Below are 25597 nucleotides of genomic sequence, written 5' to 3'. Positions count from 1 at the left end.
CCAAACTCAGCGAAACCAGTTTCATTTTAAATGCAATACCTCATCCCTTCCTCATAAATTTAGTTACATTGGTATATATTCCAAACACCTAGTTGATTATAGGTAATTTGGACTTGCCCTTCAATGCTTTTCTACCTGAAACAGCACTATACTTGTAATTTTTTGTTCCAACAGCACATCCATCTCAGGTTGAAACGCAACATACATACATTAAATAAAGACCAGCAACAAAAAAAGCTGCCGGTCTTTCGCATTTCCTTACTGTTCTTTGTACACTCGGACATAATCAACTTGCATAGTGGCGGGGATATCAGACGCGTTCGGAGTACGTCCGCCGTCAAAGTTTCCACCGATCGCCAGGTTCATAATAAGATAAAATGGCTCATCAAAAGGAGCGTTCGGGTTGTTCGGTGCGGCTGCCGAATACCACTGCTCGTTGGTGACTTTATAGAAAAACTTGCCGTCAACATACCATTTAATATGGTCCTCTTCCCAGACGACCGAGTATACATGATAATCATTGGCAAACGTTTGCCCTTCCGGGAAGTGATATTCGCCGCCGGCTGACTGGTTCATCGGCCATTGTCCGCCAAAGTGTACGGTGCCACTCGTTGACCCAGGCAGGCGCCCTCTCGCTTCCATGACGTCGATCTCTCCCGATGCGGCCCATGTGCCATATACGGAATGTTGGGGAAGCATCCAAAGCGCAGGCCAAACCCCATCGCCTGTGGGCAGCTTGGCACGAAAATCCACTCTGCCGTACTTTAAGGAAAGCTTATCCTTGGTGTTAATCTTGCCGGAGGAATATTGTGCATACCGACTAGGATCCTGCGGGAAGGATCTGATATCATTCATCGCCCTGATATTCAACTTCCCGTCTTGTACAAAAATATTTTGGGAGCTGTTTGTGTAATGCTGAAGCTCCGCATTGCCCCATCCCCAGGTACCGGGATCGTCATTGAGATAATAACCTGTTTCATAGTTCCATTTACTCAAATCAAGCGTGGTGCCGTTGAATTCATCCTGCCAGATGAGATTCATGCCTGCCATAGCCGGATCGGTCGGTGTTCCAATAGCAATGTCCTCTTGGTCAGAAATATCTGGACGCGGAGCATTCGGATTACCGATCAGCGTATAGTTGACGAAATTGCTGCCTACATTTCCGCCCGTCTGTCCATTCAGCGGATAGCCGATACGAATCTGCATATCCACCTGAATCGGTTGAAACCACAGGCCATAGATAGTATCGCTCCAATACCCCCACTGGTTGGCATCAGACATATTATTGTAGCCATTACCGGAGTATGCAAACTTGCTCTGACTGGAATTACTCAAATCCACCCATTGCCCATTGATATTAATCTGGTATACGAAATTACCCAGCTCTTTGGCAATTGGCGCACCTCCATCAATTTTGGGAAGCGGTATGCCGATAGAGCCATTCGCATCTGCCGTAAACGTTGTTCCTTCATAGGGCGTAATCACATAAGAATGACGTACGGGTTCATTAAAGATAATGGTATAGACCACGTTAGCCGAAGAAGTTTTGGATTGTAATTTGACATTGATCGACTCCGTAACGTTAAACCAGTATCCTCCTCCGCCGTCGGTAAATTGGCCAAAGTTATGATCATAGATCCAGCCGCTGGCTGCATTATTGTCGATATCGATCCATGTGCTGCTGTTTACAGGTTTTACATATACCTTCAAATCCTCGGCAACGGCTTCATAAGTTACCGCCGGATCATTGTTGAATGTCGGATATGTAAATCCCGCGCCGCCTGTGAAGCCTGCCGTTATTTGCGGCCCCTGTGTCGGATGCATCGCCGTGATGGTCGTTTTGTTTATATTTTGAAAAACAAGCCGATATTCAAGTGTAACGCCATTTGCTTTGGAGTATAGTTGAATATCGGTGGTTGCCGAGACCGTGAACCAATAGCCGTTAAAGCCTCCATCGGCCCAGTGCCCCCAGTCTTGGTTATAGATATAACCGCCGGCTTGATCAATATCCACCCAGCTGCTGCCTACTTTCACATTGACACCGACGTCATTGTAAACATCGTTCCACGTCGCCGAGCCTCCGTTGAATTTAGGCATGACGAATCCGTAGCTGGCTTTGCCAACCCCTGATTTGGAGATTACAGGTCCATCTGCGGGCGAAAAGTAATCCATCGAGGACACCGTAGTTCCCGCTGCCTGAACTTTCGAAGCAGGCATTACGCCAATGCTGGCCAGCATTACAATCACTAAGAACAAACCAAGTACCTTTTTCACCAATCGTTTCTCCATAAAGTGAAATGGTTTCATCCTAGTCCTCCTTTTTTTCGCCTCCATGTTGAATGAATACGACCATCAATCTTGCTATAATCCATTTCACGATCCCTGGATCGAAATGGAAACCAACTCCTTTCGATGTCTCGATTTATGCAGCATTTACTTCCTTTCGTTCCACAAAATAAAAAAAGTCGCTATTACAGCGACTTGAACCCATTATTAGGGTATTCCTATTTTTCATGATAATTACCATTGAAATGAAGTCAATTATCCGTGAAAGGTTTCACCAATCGTTCAAAGCGTGATAATCATCGGACCATTTTTGGTAAGGATTATCGTATGTTCCAATTGTGCCACAGAGCTCTTGGCCGTAGCAAAGGTCCAGCCATCATCTTTTTGGAATACTTCCTCTTCCAAGGTAGAGATAAAAGGTTCGAATGCAATAACCATGCCTTCCTTTAATAATTCATCATCCGATAGATCATTATAATTATAAATATGGTCAGGTGCTTCGTGGATAGTGTGTCCAATGCCATGCCCTGTAAGATTTTTGATCACCGTGAATCCATGCTGTTTGGCTGTTTGGAATACCGCTTTTCCGATCCCGCTTTTTTTGGAACCAGGTTTTGCTTTCTTAAGTCCTGCTTCAAATGCTTGCTTAGCAGCTTCGCATAATTTCGTTAACACTTCTTCACCTTTGCCTACGACAAACGAGATTCCCGTATCCGCGAAATAACTGTTTTTTGAGCCGGAAACATCGATGTTTACCAGATCCCCTTCTTGGATAACCCGATCTCCCGGAATACCATGTGCCACTTCTTCATTAACGCTGATACAAGTATAACCAGGGAAATCATATTCACTTTTTGGAGCTGAAACTGCGCCTTCTCTGGCAAAAAGCTCTCCGGCAATATCATCAAGCTCTTTCGTCGTTATGCCAGGAATCGTTCGTTGTACCAATTCATCTCGAATAGAGGCAACAATTTTTCCAATTTCCTTCAACCCATTGATGTCTTCTTCTGTCTTTGCAATCATCTGTTTTACCTCGCAATCTTTTATCTTCAATTCATTATATAAGTGTTATCTCCTCAATGCACCCGATACATGCAAAATATTTGTATATGATCCCTCTATCGCAAATTCGGCTTATAGACATCCCTTAGGTTACCAGGTTCGTAAAATGGATACTCCAGCTTTTGCTGGACTTGAAGAACGGTCTCCGTGCTTGTCAACATCTCGACCACGTATAACCCAAGGTCAATGGAAGCTGTAACTCCCGCACCGGTTACCGTGTTACCGTCACGCACTACACGCGCAGCAACGACTTCCGCACAATAGGGAGCCAGTAAATCATAAGCTGACGAGTTGGTCGTAGCCTTTTTTCCATGCAGGAAACCGGCTGCTCCCAATAGCAAAGCCCCGGTACAAATCGAAATCTTATAAGGCACGTTCTCTGCCGTGCGAACCCAGCGCATGAAATCCTCATCAAATCGAAGCGTTCTCGTGGATCGGCCACCAGGGAAAAAGACCAGATCAAAATCACCTAGATCAGGCAATACCGCATCGGATTTCATTTTCAGCCCCCGGTCATCTGAAATTTCATCCTTGTCTGCACAGAATGTCCAAGATACGTTTTCCTTCGCTTTCAGAATCGCCAGCCAAGTCACCGCTTCATAAAATCCAGCCAAATCCATGCTTGTCATTCCATTAAATAATACAAACGCCATTTTCATCGCCGCCACCATTCCTTTCATTTCCTGAAAATAAATAAAGTGTTCGATCAAAAAGATCAAACACTTTGCCCAGGCGTACGGCATATAAAATATGTGCTTCCTTGTGGTTCACTCCACGTTTACGCCAGTCGCACATACCGGATATTTAGCTCTAAGTATACATGACCTCTTTCACTATTGTAAATAAATGAAATGGTTCCAGTCTTTCTCTTTTCTTTTGTGTTTAGGATACCGAGCTACTTGTTTAACAAGGCATCGGCTTTCTTCGCCGCTTCAGCTATGGCTGCCTCTGGCGTAACGGACGAATCCACAACCGCGCGAAGAATTTCATCCTTGATGATCTCCCCAATTTCCGGATAAACCTTCTGCATTGGACGCGGACCCGCATATTCCAGTTGGTCTACCGCCACCTTGAACAGCGGCTTTTCCTCATAAAGCTTCTTCATCTCATCGCTTTCCACAGCACTGATTCGGCTGGGCAAATATCCCGTAAAGGAGCTTGCATAAATCGTTTGCTCTTTGGAGGTCATCCATTTAATGAACTTCCACGCCGCCTCCTGCTTTTCCGGGGACAGCCCCGATGTCATAACCAGATTGGCACCGCCTGTCGGTACTCCATACGTATCATTTGCAGGCATAAATGTCGTTCCGAGTTCAAAGCCCTGCTCTTCGGCAACCTTCATATTATTGGTCAAGTCCGCGGTCGAGGAGAACAGCATCGCAGAACGTTGATTGTGGAAATCCGTCTTGGCTTGCGTACCCGCATCATCGGTCGTGGCGATGTTCATAATGCCTTCATCCTTCATCTTCAACCACAGCTTTACGGGCGCAATCCCGGTTTCATTATTGAATGCCGCACTTTTTCCATCCTCGCTGACCATCGTTCCTCCACTCTGCCTTACAAAAGCTTCGTAGAACCAAATGTCGACAGGCATCGAGATGCCATAACGCTTATCCTTCACCGTCAGCTTGCGTGCATAATCTTCAAACTCGGTCCAATTCTTCGGTCCGGCAGGATCAAGTCCCGCCTCCTTCAGCATCGTCCGGTTCAAATACAGAATCGGCGTACTGCGCAAATAAGGAAGAGCATACAGTTTGCCATTCACATAGGAATTCCCCATGAGTCCTGGAATGAAATCTTCCGTATCGAGCTTGTCTTTCTCAACAAAGGAAGTCAAATCCTGTGTCATGCCGGATTCGGCGAACACCCCAACGGAAGCAATTTCATTTTGCCAAACTTCGGGGGCATTGCCCGCTGCAAAAGCCGCCTGCGCCTTGGAATGCTGGTCTGCATACGATCCCTGGTATTCCGCCTTTACGATCACTTCATCCTGGGATTCATTAAACATTTTCACCAAGTTCTCATTGTTCTCGGCGATCTTGTCACCCCAAGAGTACCAATATGTAATCTCGACCGGTTTATTGGCCGTACCATTGGAACTGTTACCTGAAGCAGCCGTATCGGTTGAACCAGCGGAGTTGGAATCGCCGCAAGCCGTCAAAGCAAGCGCAAGCGTTGCCGCTAACATCATAGAACCAAATTTTTTCATGAATAAGTCCTCCTATGAACCTGATTATTTTACGCCCGAATAAACAAATGCTTTAATAATTTGACGTTGTCCAAATAAGAAAACGATAAGGATCGGAACGACCAGTATCATGTTTCCAGCCATCAAAATGTGCCAGGCGGCTCCTCCGTCGACCTCGCGCAGCTTGGAGATTCCGATCGGCAGCGTTCTTGCAGCATCGGAGGTGGTCATGACGAGCGGCCAGAAATAATCATTCCAGTGTGCAATAAAGCTGAACAATGCAAAGGTCACCAAGGTTGGCCGTGCCAAGGGCACCATAATCTTGAGAATGATCTTCCACTCCGGGGCTTGATCCAGTCGCGCCGCTTCAATAAGCTCTTCCTGTACCTGCTTGAACGACTGCCTGAGCATGAATATGCCGAAGGCGCTGGAGGAGAAAGGAAGAATGAGTGCCAGCAAATGGTTGATGAGTCCCCACTTGCTAAGCAGCAAATACACCGGCAGGAAAATAAGCTGACCAGGAATCATCAAGGTCACCATCGTGATCCCGAATAACAGCTTGTCTCCTTTGAAGGAGTATCTTGCGAACGCATAGGCTGCCAATATAATGGTTGTGAATTGAAGCAGGAGTATACTGACCGAGACGATAACGCTGTTCATCAGGTATTTCAAAAAAGGCCCCGATTCCCACGCCGCTTGGAAATTGCTCCACATGATCCTGGAAGGAATCCATTTGGGTGGAAAGATCACCGTTTCCGGGTAAGACTTCAATGATGTTGAAATCATCCATAGAAAAGGGACTGCAAAAATCGCAACCAATGCGACCGTGGCAGTAACGTTCAGGATACGCAGCCATGACTTCATTGCCATGATATTCCCTCCTCCTTTCTATTGGTAGTGAACCTTACGGCTTAGCAGCTTGAAATAAACTAGCGTCAGCAAACCAACGACAAGGAGCAATATCACTCCCGCTGCAGAAGCGTAACCGATCTTGAAGTAACGGAATCCGTACTCGTAAATGTAAAAGACGAGCGTGTTGGTTGAATTGATCGGCCCCCCGTTGGTCATGATGGCAATGGTCTCAAACACCTGGAACGAGCTGATCAAATTAATGATAATCAAGAAAAACAGGGTCGGCGAAAGCATGGGCAGCGTAATTTTGTAGAACTTCCGCCACCAGTTGGCCTCGTCCAGAGCGGAGGCTTCATACACATCCTTCGGAATGCTTTGCAGACCGGCGATGAAAATAAGAGCGTTGTAGCCGACGCCTTTCCACACCGAAACAAGGACAAGCGACAGCAATGAACTGTCCGGACTGCTCAGCCATTCCAGTTTGGGCAAACCAACCATATCCAGCAAACCATTAAGCAAACCGAATTTGGGGTCCATCAGCCACATCCACACCAGGGATACGGATACAAGCGAAACAATGTGCGGACTGAAAAGCGCGCCCTGAACAAACCCATACCATGCCCCTTCCCGATTCAGCCATATGGCTAGCAGCAGCGAAATCACAATGGATAACGATACGGAAAGAAGCGTATAGTTCAAGGAATTGCTCAGCACCTGAAGAAACGCGCTATCCTCAAATAACTCGACAAAGTTGTTGAAGCCCACGAATTCTTTGACAGGATTAATGAAATCCCAGTTGTAAAAGCTCAAAAAGATCATATAAAAGATCGGATAAATGAAGAAAATGGAAAATATCACGATCGAGGGAGCCACCATGACATAGGGACGGAACCTGGACCACACGGTCATGAATAGTTCCCTCCCAGGACAATCAGTTCTCTCGTTTCGGACCGCTCATGCTGACGAGCACGTACACCTCTGCGATCAAAATAGTACAGGTCCTGCATCGACACGGAGATGTGCACCTCGGAGGCTGACTCCAGAGGTTTCAAGAAGCTCTTCACGGACACTTGGCCAAGTGCGGAGTCCAGTTGATAGATGATTTCTGCCCCTAGCGTCTCACGGGTCAGGATCCGGGCCGGGAACTGCACATGTCCGGGCTGCGACCGGTTCTCAAGCATCATTGCCGTTTTCTCCGGACGAAAGCCTACCTGCCCGATTTCGTCATGCAGCTGCCCGTTCAGAAACGGCAGGAGTTGTTCGCGGTCAATCACATTCATCGGCGGCGTGCCGATAAACCGGGCTGTGAACACATTATCCGGGTCATCGTAAATTTTCATTGGACGATCCGCTTGTTGAATGCGCCCTTTATTCATGATCACGATACGGTCTCCCATCGACATCGCCTCAACCTGGTCATGCGTAACAAAGACAAAGGTTGCGCCCAGCCGTTTGTGAAGCTGGATCAGTTCCGTTCGCATCTGATGGCGAAGCTTGGCATCCAGATTCGACAACGGCTCATCCATCAGGAAGACCGCGGGATTCTTGACCATGGCCCGAGCCAAGGCCACCCGCTGACGCTGACCGCCGGACAGTGCCTGCGGTTTCTTATGCAAATACTCGGCCAGACCGACGACCTCGGTGATCTCTTTGACGAGACGTTCTCGTTCAGGCCGAGGCACCTTGCGGTTCACTAATCCGAATTCGATGTTTTCCTTAACCGTCATCATCGGATATAATGCATAGTTTTGAAATACCATGGCGACATTGCGCTTGCCCGGCTCCACTCCATTGACACATTGGTCTCCGATCCAAACTTCTCCCGCCGACTGCTTGTCAAGTCCTGCGATCATGCGGAGCGTCGTCGATTTTCCACAGCCGGACGGGCCGACCAATACCGTAAAGGAGCCATCCTCAATGGTCAGATTGAGATCTTCGATGACTTTATCCTGTTTGAAGCTTTTTTCAATCTGCTTCAACACAATTTGTGCCATGCCATTCCCTCCTTTTTCTTGACATTATTGTGCCGCCGCTGCTAGATGAACGGATAAAGTAAGGTCGCTTTCCTCTCCCAATGCATTAGCGACAGGTCCAAAGCCCGGCAGATCATAACAAAAGCTCTGAATGTCTTCGTTTAAACCAGCATCCTGTATAAGACGGTGAGTTATCGCTACTCCGCCCTCATGCACTTCAATAACGCGATATGCCGGCACATCGAGACAAGCTGCGGTCTGTACGTAATGCCATTTACCTTGCTCCACGATGGAGTTCAAGTGATTATGTCCGCAAAAATAAATGCCTCCCTCTGGCCGACTGTTTAATATGCCCTTCAGTTCCTCCTGCGGACGGATGTACAGCTTATCGAGCGTCGAGCGCGCAGTCGTATCAAACACCGGATGATGGCCGAAGAGGAGCACTTGCTTCTCGCGCGAATCGGCAAGCTGGTCTTTAAGCCAATCCAGCTGCTCTTCGTCCAGCTCTCCTCCCCAATCTGTGCGGTTCATTTCCTGGGTAGTGTCCAGAAAAATCAATCTGGCGTGAGGCGTATCCATCGCCCGATAGCGCTCCTGACCTGTTAGCATGGAAATCTCATGTTTTGGCATCGAATACGTATCATGATTTCCCAGCACATGAATGAAGTTCCGTCCGCTTCCTGCAAGCATGGAAAACATCGAACGGAGTTCCTGATCCGTTCCTTCATGCGTCAAATCGCCAATCGAGACATGAACGTCCGCCTCCTCCTTCAGAAAAGCGTTAAGCATATGCTCGTATGCCCGGACTCTCGCTGCCTTCATTTCTTCGGTTCCATGACTCATGGTTGAATAGTGAAAATCACCAAGTAACGCAAGACGCATGCATGCCACCTCCACTTTTATTTTGGAACATTGCTGCTCAAGCTTTCTCCATCTCCAGCACCGTGGAATGCTTTGAATGATTCTGCTGCTCCATGATGCATTCATTCAAGGAAGGCCATATATAATCCGGAACGATATCCGCTTTTCCGATATCCTCTCTTGAGGAGATGCCGGTAAGCACGAGGGCAGTCTTCATTCCATTCAGCTTTCCAAACAAAATGTCCGTCTCCAGCCGATCGCCGATCATGAGGCAGCTGCTGCGATCCACGTCAAGAAGCTGAAGCGACTTTTCTGCATAATAATTTGAAGGCTTGCCGATCATTACCGCTGCTTTCTGCTGGCTCGCCGCCTCGATCGAGCTCAGAATAGCTCCGGTGTCCGGAATAATGTCTCCTTGGACGGGACAGCAATTGTCCGGATTCGTTGCGAGCAGAACCGCTCCATGACGAACGGCTTTTGCCGCCAGATGGAGCTTATCGTAATGGAATTGCCGATCCATTCCGACCAACACATGCGTTGAACGGTACGGATCCTCGGAAAGGTTTATCCCCACTGCCCGAAGTTCTTCCTTTAGCGCCTCCTCCCCTACAACCAGCACCTTGGCATCCGGTGCATGCTCTACAAAATAAAGTCCGGATACGTAGCCTGCAGTCAAAATTTCATCAAGCTGGCACGAAACGCCCAAACCCAGCAGCCGCTTGTAGCAATCCTCCCTGGTATGAACGGAAGTATTTGTAAGGAACAGCAGACGTTTGCCGCGTGACCGCAAGCTGCTTAAAAAGCTCTTTACGCCAGGCAGCCTCATTTGGTCAATATAAATCGTTCCGTCTAAATCGAAGCAGTACGCATCGTACGCATATACATTCTCCATAACCATGCTCTCGCCCGCTCATATTGAGCCGGACATCTCCAATACGTCCATGAAGCCTTCCAGCTCGTCGGTACAGATCCAGACGGACGGATACTCCTGAAATTGTTTCATGACGGAAGTCTCGTTGATGGTCCAAGCCATCAGTTGAATCCCCAGATCTTGACATCGCTGAATGTAGTGTTCGGTCACAAAGGCGTAGTGCATGGACAGAAACGTTGCCCCCATCTCCAAGGACCAGTCAAGAATAGCCTTTGAACCGCCAAAAGTGATGAGACCGATGCGTACATCGCGAGATAACTGCCTGATTCTCTCCAGGGCATCAAAATCAAACGACGTAATGACGACCTGATCCAGCATGTCGAATGCTTCGATAACTTCGAGCACCCTTTTCTCAAGCTCAGGGTAGTAGTCTCCCATCTGCTTCAGCTCAATGTTAAGTTGAATTTTATCCTTTAAGGCACGCAGCACTTCTTCCAGGGTTGGAATATGCTCATCCTGTTTCACTCTGAAAGATTGCAATTCCGAAGCCGTATAATCGACTACCCTGCCCGTTCCATTGGTCATGCGGTCCAGAGTATGGTCATGAATGACGACTGGAATTCCATCCTTGCTGAGATGAACATCCAGTTCGAGATGCGAGAAGCCAAGCTCTACCGCCTTTAAAAAGGAAGACAACGTATTTTCAGCATATTTCTTTGGATAGCCGCGATGAGCAACTGCTTGAATGATCATGCTTCATTCCCTCCTGTTGTATTTTTTGGACAACACAAAAAACCCAGCAGCAAATCACCCTCCTTCAACATCAAGGTTGTAATTGATTTACTTACCACCGGGTTTTCTCGTCGTCTCCACCCAAGGATAAATGTATGAAATTAAGTCCAGAATTTCTCATGCCCGATCGAAACAAAATCTGCGCCGCTCTTCAAGGCTTGCTGTATTTCTTCCTCATGCCGGATGAGGCCGCCCACGATCAAAGGCTGCGTGATACGTTCTTTGAGCTCTTGGATGACTCGGGGCATCAGTCCCGGCATCAGTTCAACCTCATTCGGTTTGTAGCTCATAATCATCCGCACGGCCGTCTCAATGGCTGCGGAATCGATCGCAAATATGCGCTGAATGCTTAATATGCCTGCCTGCTTTGCCGCAGAGACCGCATTGCTCTTCGTCGTCACGATCCCGTCCACTTTAAACACATCCGCAAGATATTGAATGGCAGAGGCATCTCGCCCAATCCCCGATACCATCTCGGTATGCACATAGACCTGTTTCCCGCTTTGATGCAGACTGTCTACGATTGTGCCCAGATTGGTAATGTTCCCTGTCATGAGAATCACTCGTTTTACATCGCTTGCTAAAGCTCGGGCAATTTGTTCGTCTACCGTGATGGAGGCGATGATCGGATAATTCTTCATGATTCAGTCCTCATTCCCTCGTTTGTCATAATAAATATTAAAGAGGAAGTATTCGTAATAAATCATCCCCGTGTAAACGGCGTATTAATTTTAGATCTATATGAACCGGCAAAAAACATGCACACGTTAACGGAGAGGCAGAACCAATCTGGGGATAACAGCGATCGGAAGATGGTACTGCACTCGCAGTGGCCTTGTGTGATGGATTAGTGCGCTTTAGGGTCAGACTCATGCGTTTCACCCGATTTTGCCCTGAAACCTATGATAAAATAGTATATTTGAATGTGAAATTCAGAGTCGATGTCAATGAAAGGCGGATGTTCAACCATGTTCAATGTTGCAATCTGTGACGACGAGGAAAAACAAAGAGAGCTTGTAAAAACGATGCTGATCTCCCTATCTCTAAAAAGCAATATCGATTTCCAGATTACGTTGTTTGCATCCGGCGAACAGCTGGTCTCCCATTATCAAGACGTTGGGGACACGTTTCATATTCTCATCATGGATGTGGAAATGAGCGGAATGAACGGAATCCAGACGGCCAAAGAAATCCGAAATATGAAGCATTTGGATGTGCAGATCATGTTTTTGACCAGTTATCCGGAGTATATGGTGGAGAGTTTTGACGTGGTCACCTTTCAATATTTGATCAAACCGATCCAGCCTCATATCTTTGAAGAGAAAATGATTAAACTGTGCCAGTATTTTAAAGCGATGGACAAAAAGTTCGTGCTGATCAAATCTGACTATGAGGAATTGCTGTTGAAATACGATGATATTCTGTGGATTGAGGTCGTGAAGAGTTTAACGATCAAAAACAAATTGAATGTTGTAACCAAAGAAAATACCCATGTGAGCAAAGGCATTCTTTCCCATTATGCGGACGCTTTGAAAGACCATGGTTTCTTGCAAATACACCGCTCGATCATCATCAACCTGATGCATGTTCAGAAGTTTTCCGGCGCACAGGTCGTCATGCTAAATGGCACTGTGCTGCCTATTGGACGATCCAAAGTCAAAGAAGTCAAGGATGCCTACACCAAATTTATGATCATGAGGATTCAATGATATGGATGCTTATGTGTTTTTGTCCGTCATCGTCGTTCCCTTACTTATGGCATTTCAGGTGAATTTTTATTTCGATTCCGTGCTGGGCAAGCCCAAACGAAAGCCCCAAAGAGTCATTTATTTTATCGTATTCGTTGTATTGGGTAGTTTCTATCTGGGAACTTCATTTTCACCAGTCGTTTCGTCTGCTCTGGCTTTGCTGTTCATCTTCAGCCTGGCGCAATCCTATAAGGTCGAATTCATCATTAAACTTGCTTTTACCGTCCTGTATGCAGTGCTGCTCACAACGGTGAATTACATTGCGGTGTATATTATGAGTGCGCTGGACGCTACGGATTACACCATATGGGATCATTACAACCCGGAGAATCATTGGGTGTCCTCCAAAGTCATGCTGCTTGGCTGCAGCATGATGTTCGTTGTCATCCAGATCGTTCGTTTGATCGCCAAACGCAGAAGTTTCGCCATGCATTATCGGTATTATTTCTTGTTTCTGATCGTACCCACCATAACGATCTATCAGATCAATGTGGCCTCGAATTATAGTGAAAAAAACATATTTTATATCGTTTCCGTGCTAGGCTCCCTTTTTCTTAATGTGTTCATTGTATACGTATTCGATAATATGGTCGAAAAGGTTCAGCTCGCGCATGTAAATGCCCAGCTGCAGCGACAGATGGATTATCAGGATGCCAACTATGAGAAGACGGTGCACAGTTTCAAAAATGTGAAAAGCATCATCCATGATATCCATCAGCAGTTTCTGTACATTGAAGAATGTATCCAGCAAAACAAGCTTGATGCGGCAGGTGATCATATTAGACTTACGTTAAACAAGATTGAAGGAGCATACCAACGGGTAAACTCCGGCAATCTCGTGATCGATGCCCTTGTTACGAATACCATTGCCGTGGGGCAAGCAAACGGGATCCGAATCGATACCCGAATCGGGCTTCATTCACAGCATGTGCACATCGATCGATATGATCTGTGCGTGGTGCTTGGCAATATGCTGGATAATGCCGTCGAGGCTTCCAAGAAAGTGAGGCAAGCTGAAGACCGATATATTCTGATCGCAATCCACTCCACTGCCTCTGCACTCGCCATCCAGATTATGAATCATGTGGAGCAACCATTAACTCACTTGAAGAGTGAGAAGCCCAATCCGGAGTATCATGGGATCGGCCTCACCAATATATCGAGGATGTGTGAGAAATATGGAGGACATATGAGTATCGAGAATCACCATCGGACATTCAATAACATGGTTGTGCTTCCTTTCCACACAAATCATCCCTGAACATGCCGTTCAAGGATGGTTTTTTTCCATTCAGGGTTCGTTAGCGCACGGTGTACCTCCTTCCGGATATGATGAATCTATCATACAAAAAGCACTTGAGGGAGGATGTTATGATGAAGAAACTGATCAGTATATTATGCACGGCGGTGCTTGTGATCACACCAATGACGGGCGTCATGGCCAAGACGAACCCAAACGCGACCGTTGAGGTGGCTGCCAACAGAATCGCTACGGATTTGCTGCAAAATTACGGTGTCACAAGTCTGCAATATGCCATTATGGATGAAGGAAAGATCATTTTGTCAGATGGCGCGGGGCTTCACGACAAGGCATCACAGATCCCCGTGGACAAAGAGAGCATGTTCGGAATCGGCTCGGTGAGCAAAATGTACGTCACGGCCGCTGCCATGATGCTTGTCGATTCCGGCAAAGTCGATCTGGACCAGCCTCTTACGACGTATATTAAAGACTTCGAGATGGCCGATTCTCGCTATACCCAAATCACGCCGCGCATGCTGATGAATCATTCTTCCGGTCTGTACGGCACGCACTATGGAAACAGCATGTTGTTTGATGATAATGACACCATGAATCATGATGAATTACTGCTCAAACTCAAGACGGAACAACTAAAGTCAGACCCGGGAGCGTATTCCGTTTATTGCAATGACGGTTTCCAGCTGCTTGAAATATTGGTTGAACGGGTGAGCGGGTTAAGCTACAGCGAATATATTGCCAAATTCATCAGCAATCCGCTGCAGTTGGAATCGACCAAGACACCGCTGGATTCATTCGACAGAGACCGTTTATCCGAGACGTATTGGCCAACGATTGAAACTAAACTGCCTGCCGAAAATGCCAATATCCTCGGCACAGGTGGAATCTACTCGACTGCAGAAGAATTAACCCGGTTTGCAGAAGTATTGATGGGGAACAGACCGGACATTCTGTCCGAATCCGCGGCAGAGTCCATGCAAAATCATGAATATCGTCAAGGAATCTGGGTGTCTGAAGAGAGAAATACGTTCAACTACGGTCTTGGCTGGGATGCTGTTGATCTGGCACCGTTCAGCGATTACGGCATTACTGCACTCACTAAAGGTGGAGACACCATGATGTATCATGCATCGTTAATCACGATCCCTGAACATGATATTTCGATGGCTGTTCTGTCCTCAGGCGGATCTTCCATCTACAACCAGATGTTTGCCAGCAAAGTTCTGCTCGAGGTACTGGAGGATCAAGACATCATTGATGAGATTCAGCCGGATCAAACATTCCCACCACCCGTGAAAGTGAACATGCCGGCGGAGTTGACTGCATATTCCGGTCTATATGGTACGGTAGGTACAACGCTGGACATAAACATCCAAAATGGCGAGATCAAACTGCCTGCCTTACAAGGAGGACTCATCCCGGAGCAAATTTATGTGTACACAGGTGAAGGACAATTTACGAGTCCCGATGGAAGTGTAAAGATTAGTTTCGAGAAAGAAAGCAACGACAAGGTGTACGTTAAAGTGCTGGCAAATATAACGTTATCCGGTCTGGGACAAACAGTGATGAATACTTATGATTATCAGAAATTGGAGCATCAAGCGCTGGATACAGCAACGAAAGAAAAGTGGGCTGCTCGCAACGGTTCGAAATATTACGCACTGGATGAAAAAATAACGTCGATCTTCTATCTGCTTCCTTCGATGCTGATCAAGAACCTGACCGTTGATGCAGAGAACGGCTACGCCAACGGCACACGAGTGGTTGATCCGAACTATGCAGAGAATGTCGCCCAGATTCCTGTGATGAACGGAAGAGATGCCTTCGATCTGCAGCTCTACACGAAGGGTGATACCGAGATTTTGATTCAGGATGGGCAGGAATATATTGCAGAGGATGCCATCGCTCCGATCTTCGCCGGGAAAACAGGAATCACTACCATTCCGGCAAACGGTCAAGCCCGATGGTATGCGATTGACGCCCGCTCGGCGAACAAATCGTTAACGGTGGATTCTCCGGATCGCGGAGGTTATGCCGTATATAACGCCAAAGGGGAAGTAGTTCACTTTTCCGTGGCAACCCATCAACAAACAACACAGCTTCCAAAAGGTGGTTTTATCGTTTTTGGCGGTGAAGCCGGAGATGTCTTCAAAATCCATCTAAAATAAATGGAATGAATAAAATCAGGTTTCTTGAAATAACAGATCACAAGCAAAATTTGCTTGGCTGTAGCCCCGTCAAATAGACAAAAAAGAGGATTTTTATAAAGCGGCGACTCTCTTCCGAAATTCAATCGGCTGGAGGTCGCCGAGATTGTTTTGGAAACGTTCCTTCTTGTAAAACGAAGTACACTTTTGCCTCTTACTGTTTACATTGGCAGAGCGGTTTTCCGTCACTTATTTATTACCGAGTTGTTCCGCCAAACCGATTAAAAGTCCTTCTTTCCCACGAATGTAGCAGAGCCGATACGAGTTCTCGTACTGAACCACTTCGCCAACGAGATGAGCACCATGCTTAGTGAGTCTGGAAACCAGTTCGTCAATATCCTCAACGGTGAACATGACGCGTAGATAACCGAGGGCATTTACAGGAGCAGTTCGGTGATCTGATATCGTAGGCGGGGTGAGAAATCGCGAAAGTTCAAGTCGGCTGTGACCATCTGGGGTAACCATCATGGCAATCTCTACACACTGTGAACCCAGCCCGGTTACCCGACCAGCCCATTCACCTTCGACAGTAGCTCGCCCTTCGAGCTTCAAGCCAATCTCCTCGAAGAAAGAAATGGCGTCATCAAGGGATTCTACAACGATCCCAACATTGTCCATTCTTAGTAGTTTGTTCATAGTTTTATCTCCTTATGTTTGCAAAATTAAATCATCTGTTCAATGTCGTAGTGAGCAATCGCTGTATGGAGCGGATTGCTTCATCCAGATCCATTGTATATTTTCTGGATCTTAATCAATATCTGCAATAACCCATTGAGCTGAATCTCCCTCTTCTTTCTTTTTCCAAAAAACCATGGTGCTGCTGTATTCTTCGTCGTTCTCCTTCAGCTCAGTAACCATTACAACTGCCTGATAAAGCTTCTTTTGTTCTTGTATGGTAATGTCACTCATGGAGGTAACCTTCCGAACTTTGAGTGTTCCCATACCCGATATTGGCGCTTGAGGATCAATAAGGCTCATATACCCCTTTTCATCCTCTTCCCATATATAACGCAGGCGGGCATTCATTAATTTGACGATCTCCAGCTCGTCCCCTGTATAATTCGTTTCATCAAGGTAAACCGGCGGGATGTCTTCAGCTTCCTTGGCTTTTGTTAGTTCTTCTTCCTTTTGCTTGTTTTCCTCTTCAGTCACACTTTCCGTTACTGGAATCGTTGGCTTCTGTGCCTGTTCACGGGTTGTTTTATCTTGACAAGCGATTAATAATGCAAACAATCCAAGCATAGCGGTAAGCTTTTTCAAGATCCCATCCCTCCCATTCTTTATTCGTAAAGTGCTTCATCATCTCCGGATGTTCCTGTTCTCCATCGACGGCTCGCTAACTAGTACTCTAGTTTTAACGATGTCCAAAGAAAAATAACCAATATAGCTGAAGGAATCGTGATGCCCATGATCACTGCGATATAGGGTAAAGGGGTTTTTAGATAATTTTTGAATTCCCTATACTTCTCCTCACGTTTTAACTTTGAATGGGTTTGCCTCTTAATACTTTCTACTATTTTTACGATTTCCTTTTCATCTAATTCTCGAATATCTTCCCACAATTTTATATACGTGTCTTCGCAGCTTTTATTGTATTTGGTCATATAATGGTCACTCCCAACATTTGTATGGCTTATAGCGTTTATAATTCGAATGAACAATATTATTTTAGGAGGAATCAAGATGAAGCGACTAATTTCTCTGTTGTTGATGTTAACCTTAGTTGTCGGTGCAGCGTCCATCGCATCTGCTAAGGACCCCTCTTTAAATGACCTCTCTTTTAAAGAGCGCGCGGCGTACATGTATAGTCCTTCAATAAAAAAATCCGTATTAAATGTCTCGAAAAGCGGTAAGTTAACCACCACGACCTATAACTCCATTCAAATTCCAGTAAAGGATGTCTTTAAAGCATCTGGAGCAAAGATGATGTGGGATGGAAAGAACAAAATAACTAAAATTATAAATCGAGGACAAGAACTCATTCTTAATTTCTCTGGAAAGGAAATCACGGCGAGTGAGAACCAAGTCGTTCTCCCTGAAGATTGGGTACAATTGAACGATGGAGTCTCGACTATTAATGCATTTGTCTTAGCGTACATCTTTGAAGAATATGCCGATGATTCGGATCAAGAAAGACTGGACTGGGCAGAGAAACTTGAATTTTTGGATATCAAACAAACGACGGGGATCCCAGGGGTCGATCGATATATGCATGTATTTGTTGAGTTTAACGATTAGAAGGACCATCGTTCATTGAACACTCCCACCACTTAGCCTTCGCTTGAAGTGGGGGATTCTTGGGTCATCGAACCTCTTGGTTCGAAGTGGACCAAGCGATCCCTGTGGTTCCCACAGTTCTCGGGCGATATGACGATCGATATGGCAACATCCTTAATGTTTCGGGCTGCATTGACATCCCGATCATGGAGGGTCTGGCAGGATGAGCACACCCATTGCCGTACCGAAAGATCTTTAACCCCTCGGTGTAGTGCTCCGCATACATGGCAGGTTTGACTTGTCGGAGCGAACGTATCCGCAATCTTGAGGGTGCGCCCGTACCATTCCGCTTTATACGTGAGCTGCCTTCTGAACTCACTCCAGGATGCATCGGCGATCCATTTGGCCAGCTTGTGATTCTTAAGCATGTTTGAAACTTTTAAGTCCTCGATACTGATCGTTTGGTTTTCACGAATCAGCTTGGTGGACAGCTTGTGCAAAAAGTCATGGCGGATATTCACCATTCTCTCGTGGATCAGGGCGACCTTCCGTTTGGCTTTTTGCCAATTGGTACCGTCTTTCGTACGTCGGGCCAATCTCCGTTGCCAGCATGCCAACTTCTTTTCGTACCGGCTGAAGGCTTTCGGATGAGTATCCCGCATACCCTCGGAGGATACCGCAAACGTTTTAAGTCCCAGATCGATCCCTACCGACTTATCGTTATCCCGCAAGGGCTTCATTTCCACTTCACAGACGAGCGAAACAAAATATTTCCCCGCGGCATTTCGCCGTACCGTAGCCGAGAGAATGCGTCCTTCACAGGGGCGGGAGTTTGCAAAACGCAGCCACCCCAGCTTGGGGAGCTTCAGCTTCCTCCCATTCACAGCGATATTTCCATTCGTATATCGAGTAGTGTAGCTTTGCACCGGATGTTTACGATTTTTGAAACGCGGAGCCTGCGTCTGCTTCTTGAAAAAACGATCAAAGCTATCGGCTACATGCCGAACAGCCGATTGTAGAGCGATACTATCCGTTTTTTTCAACCAAGGATGTTCTTGCTTTAGATCTGGGAGCTGCGTGGCACAAGCATGGTACGACAAGCCCTTGCCCGTGGCGTCAAACGTATCCTTCCATTGCCCCAGAAAATGGTTGAACACAAACCGGCAACATCCAAACATCTGATGAATCCACTGCTGCTGTGTACGATTGGGGTAGATCCGATACTTGTATGCTTTATGGAAGAACATGCCATGCACCTCCGTTCCTTGCAATTATCATAGCACATATGTTCGGTTCCGAATAGAAAAAAATGGCGATTCATCCCCCACCTAAAGCTGACGCTTTTGAGGAGGGAGTCTTCTCGCCTTCAACGATAAAGCACTTTTAAATTCTTACATCTAAAACCTCTCCCTGTGTTGTTGGGAGAGGTTTTAGCATGTTTAGAATGAAATCATGTTGACCGAAACCACCAGTTTCCGTTCAAGCTTATAGGAGAACTACATTACTTCTCCATCGGGAGTGGCGTAAAGAGCAGATTGACCGGCAGGTTGCTTCCTGGCGCGGCAGAGAACAGAATCGTTACGCTTTCTCCAGAGGATCCTGTGCGGTAGAGAACGCTTTGTTCACTCGACGTGTTGACGGAAGTGCTGTTTTCAGCAATCTGCACAACCTGTCCGTTCACAAGAGCTACTCCAAAATATTTTCCTCCGCGAGGGTTAAAAGAGATCAGCGTACGCGGAGCGACATTGTTCAATGTGATTTTGTACAATACGCCAAAGTTGCCCGCATTGGATGCGTCTATGTAGGCCATTGGATCTTTTCCGACCAGATTCGGATCGCTCGCATTATCGCCGAGCGGCAGGCGGGCTGGTTTGTCTCCCAATGGCTGATCGTACGTGATGATGCGAGTAGCATTCGGGTACGTTCCGCGGTTGTGCACGCCGTCACGATCAAGCACAGGCAGCATCGGCAGGGCTTCGAACGGATCTTTATTTTCTTCGACCATGATCACGTTATAGTCCAGTGGATAATCGCTGAATGCGTCCGAATAAAGTGAGATCACTTGTCCTTGTTTCATCGGAGTTTTATTGAGCTCGGTCAAAATCAGTTTGCTTTCTCCAGGTTGAATATACTCTTTCTTTTGATCGGACCCAGTCTGAATCGACTTGAACCATTTATCGATAGACAATTTCCCGGCTACGGTAGCATATGGAGTAGGTCCCGCAAAGCCCATATTTTGTTGTTCGAATACTGCCGGATATGGATTGTTATTCGTTGCGATAACATACATTTTTACTCTTTTGCCTGTATTGTTCACATGGTGAATCATGAAACGGGTCTGCCCCGTAGATGATTCTTTATATACTATGCCTTCCGTATTCACCGTTTCCGGGCTGTTGCTGCGGATCAGCAGGCTTGGCTCATCGGTGTACGTATAAGGCACTTTTTCCATAGAATGCACTTCCCCGCCGTTGAAGGCAAATTTCTGTCCGACCGGGGTGAAGAGTAAATTGAAATCTGATTGAGTATACAACGTCTCATCGGTTATGGTGATGACTTTGCTGTACGTGTCGGTTGCACCGTGTTTGTCCGTAACGGTAATGGTCACCGTTTTGGGACCCGGAACAAAGAATGCTAATGAGTTGTTCTCCCATTCCACTTCGTTGATAGCATTTTCATCATCCGTGCTTTGGTCGATATACGTGATTTTTTCACCCATCTTGTACTGTTCCTTGTCCGTCGTGAACATGGCTACTGGAGGAAGATTAGGCTTCAGAACTTCAATCGTCATCGAGTAGGGATCGCTCCATTGGCCGTTGGAATCCTGAACCTGATATGAAATCGTATATGTACCCGCCTGATCAAACGATTCCTGACGACCTGTCCAGCGTTCATCAACGATCTTCAGTCCATTTGGAGAACGATAAGAAGTTACATAGTCCACCTGATCGCCCGCAACAATTTCCTTTTGGGAAATCGTAAAACTTGCAACTGGTTTCGTATTTAGATTCAGCACAACCGTTTTAGCCGACTGATTCACTTTGTAAGTGATGTTCAGAGCTTGGGTAATCGAAGTTAACGGCACCATGAACGTATTTTTTTGCTGGTAAGCAGGGCCTTTCATCGTTCTGGACTCGCCATTCACGGTATAGACCTTGCTGTTGGTTTTGAATCGGAGCTCGTTATCACCACTGATGATGATCGTTTCCTTCGTTTTGCTGTCGTATTTGACTCCATATCCCACACGATCCACCAGTGCACGAATGGCAACATAGGATACACCGTTTTTTACAGTCATCGGCTGGCCAGCAAGATACGTTTTCCCGTCCTGCTCCATTTTGTTGCTATTCATGTACAAAGTCAGATCTCCGCCCGATGTTCCAGCAGCCGTTCCATTTGTAGCAGGCTGCTCGACTTGAGCAGGGGGCGCTTTCGTGTCGTCATCCTTTGAAGCTTCCGCAGCTCCTTCCTGCCCTGTGGAACTCTCCCCGGGTTTGTTCGTCGTTGTCTCTTCGCCAGTGGCAGTCGGGGTCGTATTGGTTGCAGGCGTAGTCCCCGTGTCTGTTAGTGTGGAAGCTTCCGTTCCTTTCTCAGTAGATGGAGCACTGGAGGATGCGTTGCTGCTTTTTGTCACCACTTCACTCTCGGCAAGCGGCTGCTCTTGCTTTATGACCTCCACCGATTCTACGTTGGCGGACTGCAAAGCTTCAACGTCGGCTTGACCCACCGATTGCGCATTCACCGAACCAACTGCAAATGCTTGAATAACAGCTAAAGCGGTAAAAATGGACATGTTCTTTTTCAGATTCATTTCTTGTCTTCGGCTCCTTCTGCTCACATGCAAATTTCATTCTTTCGAAAGTCATACTATTAAACGCCTGACTCCAAGGAAAAGTTACATAATATTTTGTATATTTTGGATCTATATAACCGCAATAATAAATCCCACCAGGCCACTACGAGTGCAGCACCATATTTCGCTTTATAGTTAAAGAATTTTATTCGGCAATTAACTGCTTTCGACTCAGATCTAACTTGTAAATTACGTCTTTCATATCTTCCTCCGGGGTACCTGCACCAACAGGCGGATGAATAACCAAACCCTCATCTTCAATACGTAGTGTGGGTGCAGTTTCAGAGTAGAGAAGGGTTTTAGAAACGTGATCCTTTTTTACAATCTCCAATGGAAATGCCTCACCATTTTGTTTATCGATCGCGAACACAAACCCTTCCAATCCATGCCCAGTTTGATATTGCGGGGTGAGGACAAAAACTTCAGCATCTTTAAAACCAACCTTTTCAAAGGTTATGTTTTGGTCAGATGGCCGGACAAATAAATATGCCGGAAGATCTAATAAAACTTTATTCTGACCATCGTATTTGTAGACGATAGAGTAATTACTCTGAAAGGTCAAATCCCCCTCTTGCCCCTGAGTGCTCGATACGTTTAAGTGCCCTCGTTCTTCTTTACCATTAGCAATCATAAGGAGTGTTCCCTGATCTGTTTTTTGTTCGGCACGAATCGATGGATCTTCATGAACTGAATCAATGGTCATTGAATCGGTGAGATCTGTTTTAGGGTATGTACTCGCTATATCTCGGGAAGAATTTTGCTTTTCAGCGATTGAATGGTTGGAATTATTTTGAGTGCTTTCCGGATTCCCAGTATTGTCAGGAACGGCCGTCCCAGCATCTTGTTGAGCTGTACAAGCAACCAGCAATCCAAACAATAAAACCGATGACGCTAACAGCAAAATATGTTTCTTGTTAATTGTAATCTCTCACTTTCATATTTGGATTCATTTTTGAAATTATACAGTTACACCAGGTGCCGTATATATGTATATTATCTATTAAATCCCCTATATTTTTCTCTTTAATAAAACAACTTCAAGTTATAATGTAAACAAATCCAATTATTGCATTAAAAAAAGAGATCCCTTTCTAAACAAGGAGGTGATACATATTATGAGCAGATCAATAAGGAAATGGCTTGCGTTTCTTGGCACGAGTATGTTTGCTTCAGGTTTAGCCTTCATTATTATTGAAGAATTCGCTCCATACAAAACAATAGGTATCATTTTAATGGTTATTGGCATTGTAATCATTCTTATATCCAATTTCTATAAAGAAAAAAGAAGCCAGGACTGAGCTTGGCCTCTAATATCAAGGATCCTGCTCTTATGAGTGAGATTCTCCCCCCATTAGTTTTGTTTTTACGAAAACAGCTTAAAGACATTTTCAGTTTTTGGATTTCATGACAACTTCATATACGTTGGTGATTAATAGCAGTAACAGTCCTGGATATAATGTAAAGTACAGACTCTCTCTAGAGAGAATTCCCATTGGAACAAGAGTTCCACAAGTCATTAATATATAAGCGACAATTTTTAAAAATTTGGACATGACAAGTCCTCCATTCTCCAATTAAGCGAAGTCCGTGCGTTAAAATCCCACCTCCATACGTTTGGCAAATAACGCCAATGGATATTCCTTTTGGGAGATCACATTTTCCGCAATCTGTTTAATGACCTCTTTATCGCGCAGCTCCAGTAAATCTGGATCCAACAGGTCCGAAGGCTCGATCCACTTCGCATCAATGATCTCAGTTGCATTTAATTGGAGAGAACCACCGATGATTTTGCCAATAAAATGAAATAAAATCACCTGATGATTGGTACTGCTAATGAAATTATAAACACCTGTAGTGGCTGTAAGTTGGACATCGTAGCCGGTTTCTTCTTTTGCTTCTCTACATGCTGCCTCCAGAATATCTTCGCCATGCTCGATTCTCCCTGACGGAAAGTTCCAGGTATTTTTAACAGATGCTTTATTTTCTTGGATCATAAGAACCTGATCTTCATGTCGTATCGAAACACTCACAACCAACACAATTCCGTTTTGCGTCACGTTAAAAAACCTCCATAGTTAGAAATGAACACTATCACCAGTAGAACATATGTTCCGTTGGTTGTAAATGACTAAACTAGCACTCGTAAAGTAGCGGTTCGCTACTGCAGCGTCCCCTTCCTCATAAAAAAAGAAGCAAGTCTATAAGACCCGCTTCCCTTTAAATTATTTTTTGTTTTGACTACTTGCCCCTGTGCTTCTTCTTCGCCTTTTGAACTCTAAGCTGATATTTTCTTTCATTTTCTTCTAGAATTTGTTGGCGATTCTGCACTTTTCGCTGCAGTTTTCTGGATTCAAGGTCCAGCTTGATCGCTTCCTGAGCATGGCTGGATAAACCTCGTTGAGCAATCTCCTTAGAAGCCTGGCGAGCAAGTCTTTTCGGATTTACTCGGGTGCTTTTACGTCGTTTCGTATCCGTTCCTACCTTCGTAAGGCTCATCAATTCCATCATGTTCTTGCCAACGAACTCTAATATTTCCGAATCCCTCGGCTCGTTCCCGAAAATATGACGACAAGCTTTCAGACGTCCCTGCTCTTCCTGCTCAACCACACCAATCCAGTACTTACAACTTTCATCAAACAATACGGTAAGCTTCATACTTACTCCCCCTCAATTCATGCTGGAGTGATGGACATCCCGAGGGGGGAAGGTCACTGGCACCAGGGCTATCCCGGTGCGACCGGACTACCAACCGATCTGTGTTTCTACACTCCTGTTAAAGTTATATCACATTTATCACCTTTGGTGAATCCTCCACGAATTGGCCCTTTAGTTGAAGAAGATTCGCTTCTGATGCTGAGGTAGAGTATAGTAGGAGTGGTTGAGAATATATTCCAGGAGGCCACAGCCATGTCGAAGGAAATCTGGATTAACCTGCCCGTCAAAGATGTTGAACGATCAACTGCCTTTTTCAATGAAATTGGATTTCATGCGGTGAGCGTTGGTAACGAGAGAGCCCAGCTTGTTATAGGCCAAACAACGATCCTGCTGTTCCCGGATGCGGCGTTTGAGAAATTTACAGGTTCAAAAACCGCAGATACTTCCCATAGCGCAGAAGTGATATTTTCCATCGGCGCTGAAAGCAGAGAAGAAGTAGATGCCTTTATTCAAAACGTAGAGATTGCCGGGGGAAGCATCTTTGGCAGGCCGAGCGAAATAGACGGCTGGATGTACGGCGCGGGATTTGCCGACCTGGACGGCCACCGCTGGAACCTGCTGTATATGGATGAGCGTAAAATGCCGAAACGCTAATATAGAAACGCCGGTAACCTGCTTAAGGGCACCGGCGTTTTATACTCCTTATCATTTCAATGCTGTAATCCAAATCAAAAACGTTGCTTATACCGGAAAAAACATAGACTTTATGTGATG

Annotated in this window: 25 protein-coding genes and 1 riboswitch; of the genes, 6 read left to right on the top strand and 19 right to left on the bottom strand. The window is 45.9% G+C overall.

The window, feature by feature from the left end:
• Window positions 1-258: 258 nt before the first annotated feature.
• The 11 genes from L6H98_RS01775 to L6H98_RS01725 form a co-directional block, all read right to left on the bottom strand.
• Window positions 259-2307, bottom strand: a complete 2049-nt coding sequence (locus tag L6H98_RS01775; RefSeq protein ID WP_236412437.1) for a glycoside hydrolase family 16 protein — start codon at window positions 2305-2307, stop codon at window positions 259-261.
• Between the two features lie 261 nt (window positions 2308-2568).
• Window positions 2569-3309, bottom strand: coding sequence for a type I methionyl aminopeptidase (gene map, locus L6H98_RS01770; RefSeq protein WP_236412436.1), 741 nt, complete (start codon window positions 3307-3309; stop codon window positions 2569-2571).
• A 95-nt stretch (window positions 3310-3404) separates the two neighbouring features.
• A complete protein-coding gene (locus tag L6H98_RS01765; RefSeq protein ID WP_236412435.1) occupies window positions 3405-4007 on the bottom strand; it encodes a DJ-1/PfpI family protein in 603 nt (200 codons plus the stop codon).
• A gap of 60 nt (window positions 4008-4067) precedes the next feature.
• Window positions 4068-4149, bottom strand: a riboswitch (ZMP/ZTP riboswitch).
• Window positions 4150-4243: 94 nt separating this feature from the next.
• Entirely contained in the window at window positions 4244-5557 is a 1314-nt protein-coding gene (locus L6H98_RS01760) for an ABC transporter substrate-binding protein (protein WP_236412434.1), read from the bottom strand.
• Window positions 5558-5581: 24 nt separating this feature from the next.
• Window positions 5582-6406: a carbohydrate ABC transporter permease gene (locus L6H98_RS01755; protein ID WP_236412433.1), complete on the bottom strand. Its 825-nt coding sequence runs from the start codon at window positions 6404-6406 to the stop codon at window positions 5582-5584.
• A gap of 18 nt (window positions 6407-6424) precedes the next feature.
• Window positions 6425-7297 (bottom strand): sugar ABC transporter permease, encoded by an 873-nt coding sequence (locus L6H98_RS01750; protein WP_236412432.1) that lies wholly within the window; start codon window positions 7295-7297, stop codon window positions 6425-6427.
• Window positions 7294-8382 carry an ABC transporter ATP-binding protein gene (locus L6H98_RS01745; protein WP_236412431.1) on the bottom strand — a complete coding sequence of 363 codons (1089 nt, stop codon included), beginning with the start codon at window positions 8380-8382 and terminating at the stop codon, window positions 7294-7296. The genes L6H98_RS01750 and L6H98_RS01745 overlap by 4 nt, the downstream gene beginning before the upstream one ends.
• 24 nt (window positions 8383-8406) lie before the next feature.
• The gene (locus tag L6H98_RS01740; protein ID WP_236412430.1) at window positions 8407-9243 is read right to left on the bottom strand and encodes a metallophosphoesterase; all 837 of its coding nucleotides are present in this window, start codon (window positions 9241-9243) and stop codon (window positions 8407-8409) included.
• Between the two features lie 37 nt (window positions 9244-9280).
• Entirely contained in the window at window positions 9281-10120 is an 840-nt protein-coding gene (locus L6H98_RS01735) for an HAD-IIA family hydrolase (RefSeq protein ID WP_356722647.1), read from the bottom strand.
• A gap of 12 nt (window positions 10121-10132) precedes the next feature.
• A complete protein-coding gene (locus L6H98_RS01730; RefSeq protein WP_236412429.1) occupies window positions 10133-10846 on the bottom strand; it encodes a glycerophosphodiester phosphodiesterase family protein in 714 nt (237 codons plus the stop codon).
• A 140-nt stretch (window positions 10847-10986) separates the two neighbouring features.
• Window positions 10987-11526, bottom strand: a complete 540-nt coding sequence (locus L6H98_RS01725) for a glycerol-3-phosphate responsive antiterminator (RefSeq protein WP_236412427.1) — start codon at window positions 11524-11526, stop codon at window positions 10987-10989.
• Between the two features lie 327 nt (window positions 11527-11853).
• Here L6H98_RS01725 and L6H98_RS01720 point away from each other — a divergent pair, with 327 nt between their 5' ends.
• The 3 genes from L6H98_RS01720 (at window position 11854) to L6H98_RS01710 (ending at window position 16059) form a co-directional block, all read left to right on the top strand.
• On the top strand, window positions 11854-12594 hold the full coding sequence (locus L6H98_RS01720; RefSeq protein ID WP_236412426.1) for a LytTR family DNA-binding domain-containing protein: 741 nt from the start codon (window positions 11854-11856) through the stop codon (window positions 12592-12594).
• Window position 12595: 1 nt separating this feature from the next.
• A complete protein-coding gene (locus L6H98_RS01715; RefSeq protein ID WP_236412424.1) occupies window positions 12596-13894 on the top strand; it encodes an ATP-binding protein in 1299 nt (432 codons plus the stop codon).
• 113 nt (window positions 13895-14007) lie between these two features.
• Window positions 14008-16059, top strand: a complete 2052-nt coding sequence (locus L6H98_RS01710) for a serine hydrolase domain-containing protein (RefSeq protein ID WP_236412937.1) — start codon at window positions 14008-14010, stop codon at window positions 16057-16059.
• 228 nt (window positions 16060-16287) lie between these two features.
• Here the strand turns inward: L6H98_RS01710 and L6H98_RS01705 are convergent, their stop codons facing one another.
• The 3 genes from L6H98_RS01705 to L6H98_RS01695 all read right to left on the bottom strand — a co-directional run bounded on the left by L6H98_RS01705 (window position 16288) and on the right by L6H98_RS01695 (window position 17702).
• Window positions 16288-16734: a VOC family protein gene (locus L6H98_RS01705; protein ID WP_236412423.1), complete on the bottom strand. Its 447-nt coding sequence runs from the start codon at window positions 16732-16734 to the stop codon at window positions 16288-16290.
• 111 nt (window positions 16735-16845) lie between these two features.
• Window positions 16846-17358 (bottom strand): hypothetical protein, encoded by a 513-nt coding sequence (locus L6H98_RS01700; RefSeq protein WP_236412422.1) that lies wholly within the window; start codon window positions 17356-17358, stop codon window positions 16846-16848.
• An 80-nt stretch (window positions 17359-17438) separates the two neighbouring features.
• Window positions 17439-17702, bottom strand: coding sequence for a hypothetical protein (locus L6H98_RS01695; RefSeq protein WP_236412421.1), 264 nt, complete (start codon window positions 17700-17702; stop codon window positions 17439-17441).
• 79 nt (window positions 17703-17781) lie between these two features.
• On the opposite strand from L6H98_RS01695, the gene L6H98_RS01690 reads away from it, so the two are divergent.
• Window positions 17782-18336: a stalk domain-containing protein gene (locus tag L6H98_RS01690; RefSeq protein WP_236412420.1), complete on the top strand. Its 555-nt coding sequence runs from the start codon at window positions 17782-17784 to the stop codon at window positions 18334-18336.
• A gap of 32 nt (window positions 18337-18368) precedes the next feature.
• Here L6H98_RS01690 and tnpB read toward each other — a convergent pair whose 3' ends face one another.
• The 3 genes from tnpB to L6H98_RS01675 all read right to left on the bottom strand — a co-directional run bounded on the left by tnpB (window position 18369) and on the right by L6H98_RS01675 (window position 23069).
• Window positions 18369-19562 carry an IS200/IS605 family element RNA-guided endonuclease TnpB gene (gene tnpB / locus L6H98_RS01685; RefSeq protein ID WP_236412419.1) on the bottom strand — a complete coding sequence of 398 codons (1194 nt, stop codon included), beginning with the start codon at window positions 19560-19562 and terminating at the stop codon, window positions 18369-18371.
• Window positions 19563-19816: 254 nt separating this feature from the next.
• Window positions 19817-22126, bottom strand: coding sequence for a stalk domain-containing protein (locus tag L6H98_RS01680; protein ID WP_236412418.1), 2310 nt, complete (start codon window positions 22124-22126; stop codon window positions 19817-19819).
• Between the two features lie 187 nt (window positions 22127-22313).
• Window positions 22314-23069 carry a hypothetical protein gene (locus tag L6H98_RS01675; RefSeq protein ID WP_236412417.1) on the bottom strand — a complete coding sequence of 252 codons (756 nt, stop codon included), beginning with the start codon at window positions 23067-23069 and terminating at the stop codon, window positions 22314-22316.
• A 214-nt stretch (window positions 23070-23283) separates the two neighbouring features.
• On the opposite strand from L6H98_RS01675, the gene L6H98_RS01670 reads away from it, so the two are divergent.
• Entirely contained in the window at window positions 23284-23466 is a 183-nt protein-coding gene (locus L6H98_RS01670; protein WP_236412416.1) for a hypothetical protein, read from the top strand.
• 294 nt (window positions 23467-23760) lie between these two features.
• Here the strand turns inward: L6H98_RS01670 and L6H98_RS01665 are convergent, their stop codons facing one another.
• Window positions 23761-24225 carry an NUDIX hydrolase gene (locus tag L6H98_RS01665; protein ID WP_236412415.1) on the bottom strand — a complete coding sequence of 155 codons (465 nt, stop codon included), beginning with the start codon at window positions 24223-24225 and terminating at the stop codon, window positions 23761-23763.
• A 181-nt stretch (window positions 24226-24406) separates the two neighbouring features.
• Complete coding sequence (locus L6H98_RS01660) at window positions 24407-24823, bottom strand: YjdF family protein (protein WP_236412414.1); 417 nt, start codon at window positions 24821-24823, stop codon at window positions 24407-24409.
• Between the two features lie 252 nt (window positions 24824-25075).
• Here L6H98_RS01660 and L6H98_RS01655 point away from each other — a divergent pair, with 252 nt between their 5' ends.
• Window positions 25076-25477, top strand: a complete 402-nt coding sequence (locus L6H98_RS01655; protein WP_236412413.1) for a VOC family protein — start codon at window positions 25076-25078, stop codon at window positions 25475-25477.
• Window positions 25478-25597: the final 120 nt, after the last annotated feature.

The sequence above is a fragment of the Paenibacillus sp. JJ-223 genome (assembly GCF_927798175.1).
Lineage (GTDB): Bacteria > Bacillota > Bacilli > Paenibacillales > Paenibacillaceae > Paenibacillus > Paenibacillus hubeiensis.
Note: the sequence above shows the minus strand (reverse complement) of the source record. Positions and strands in the feature narration are given on the sequence as shown.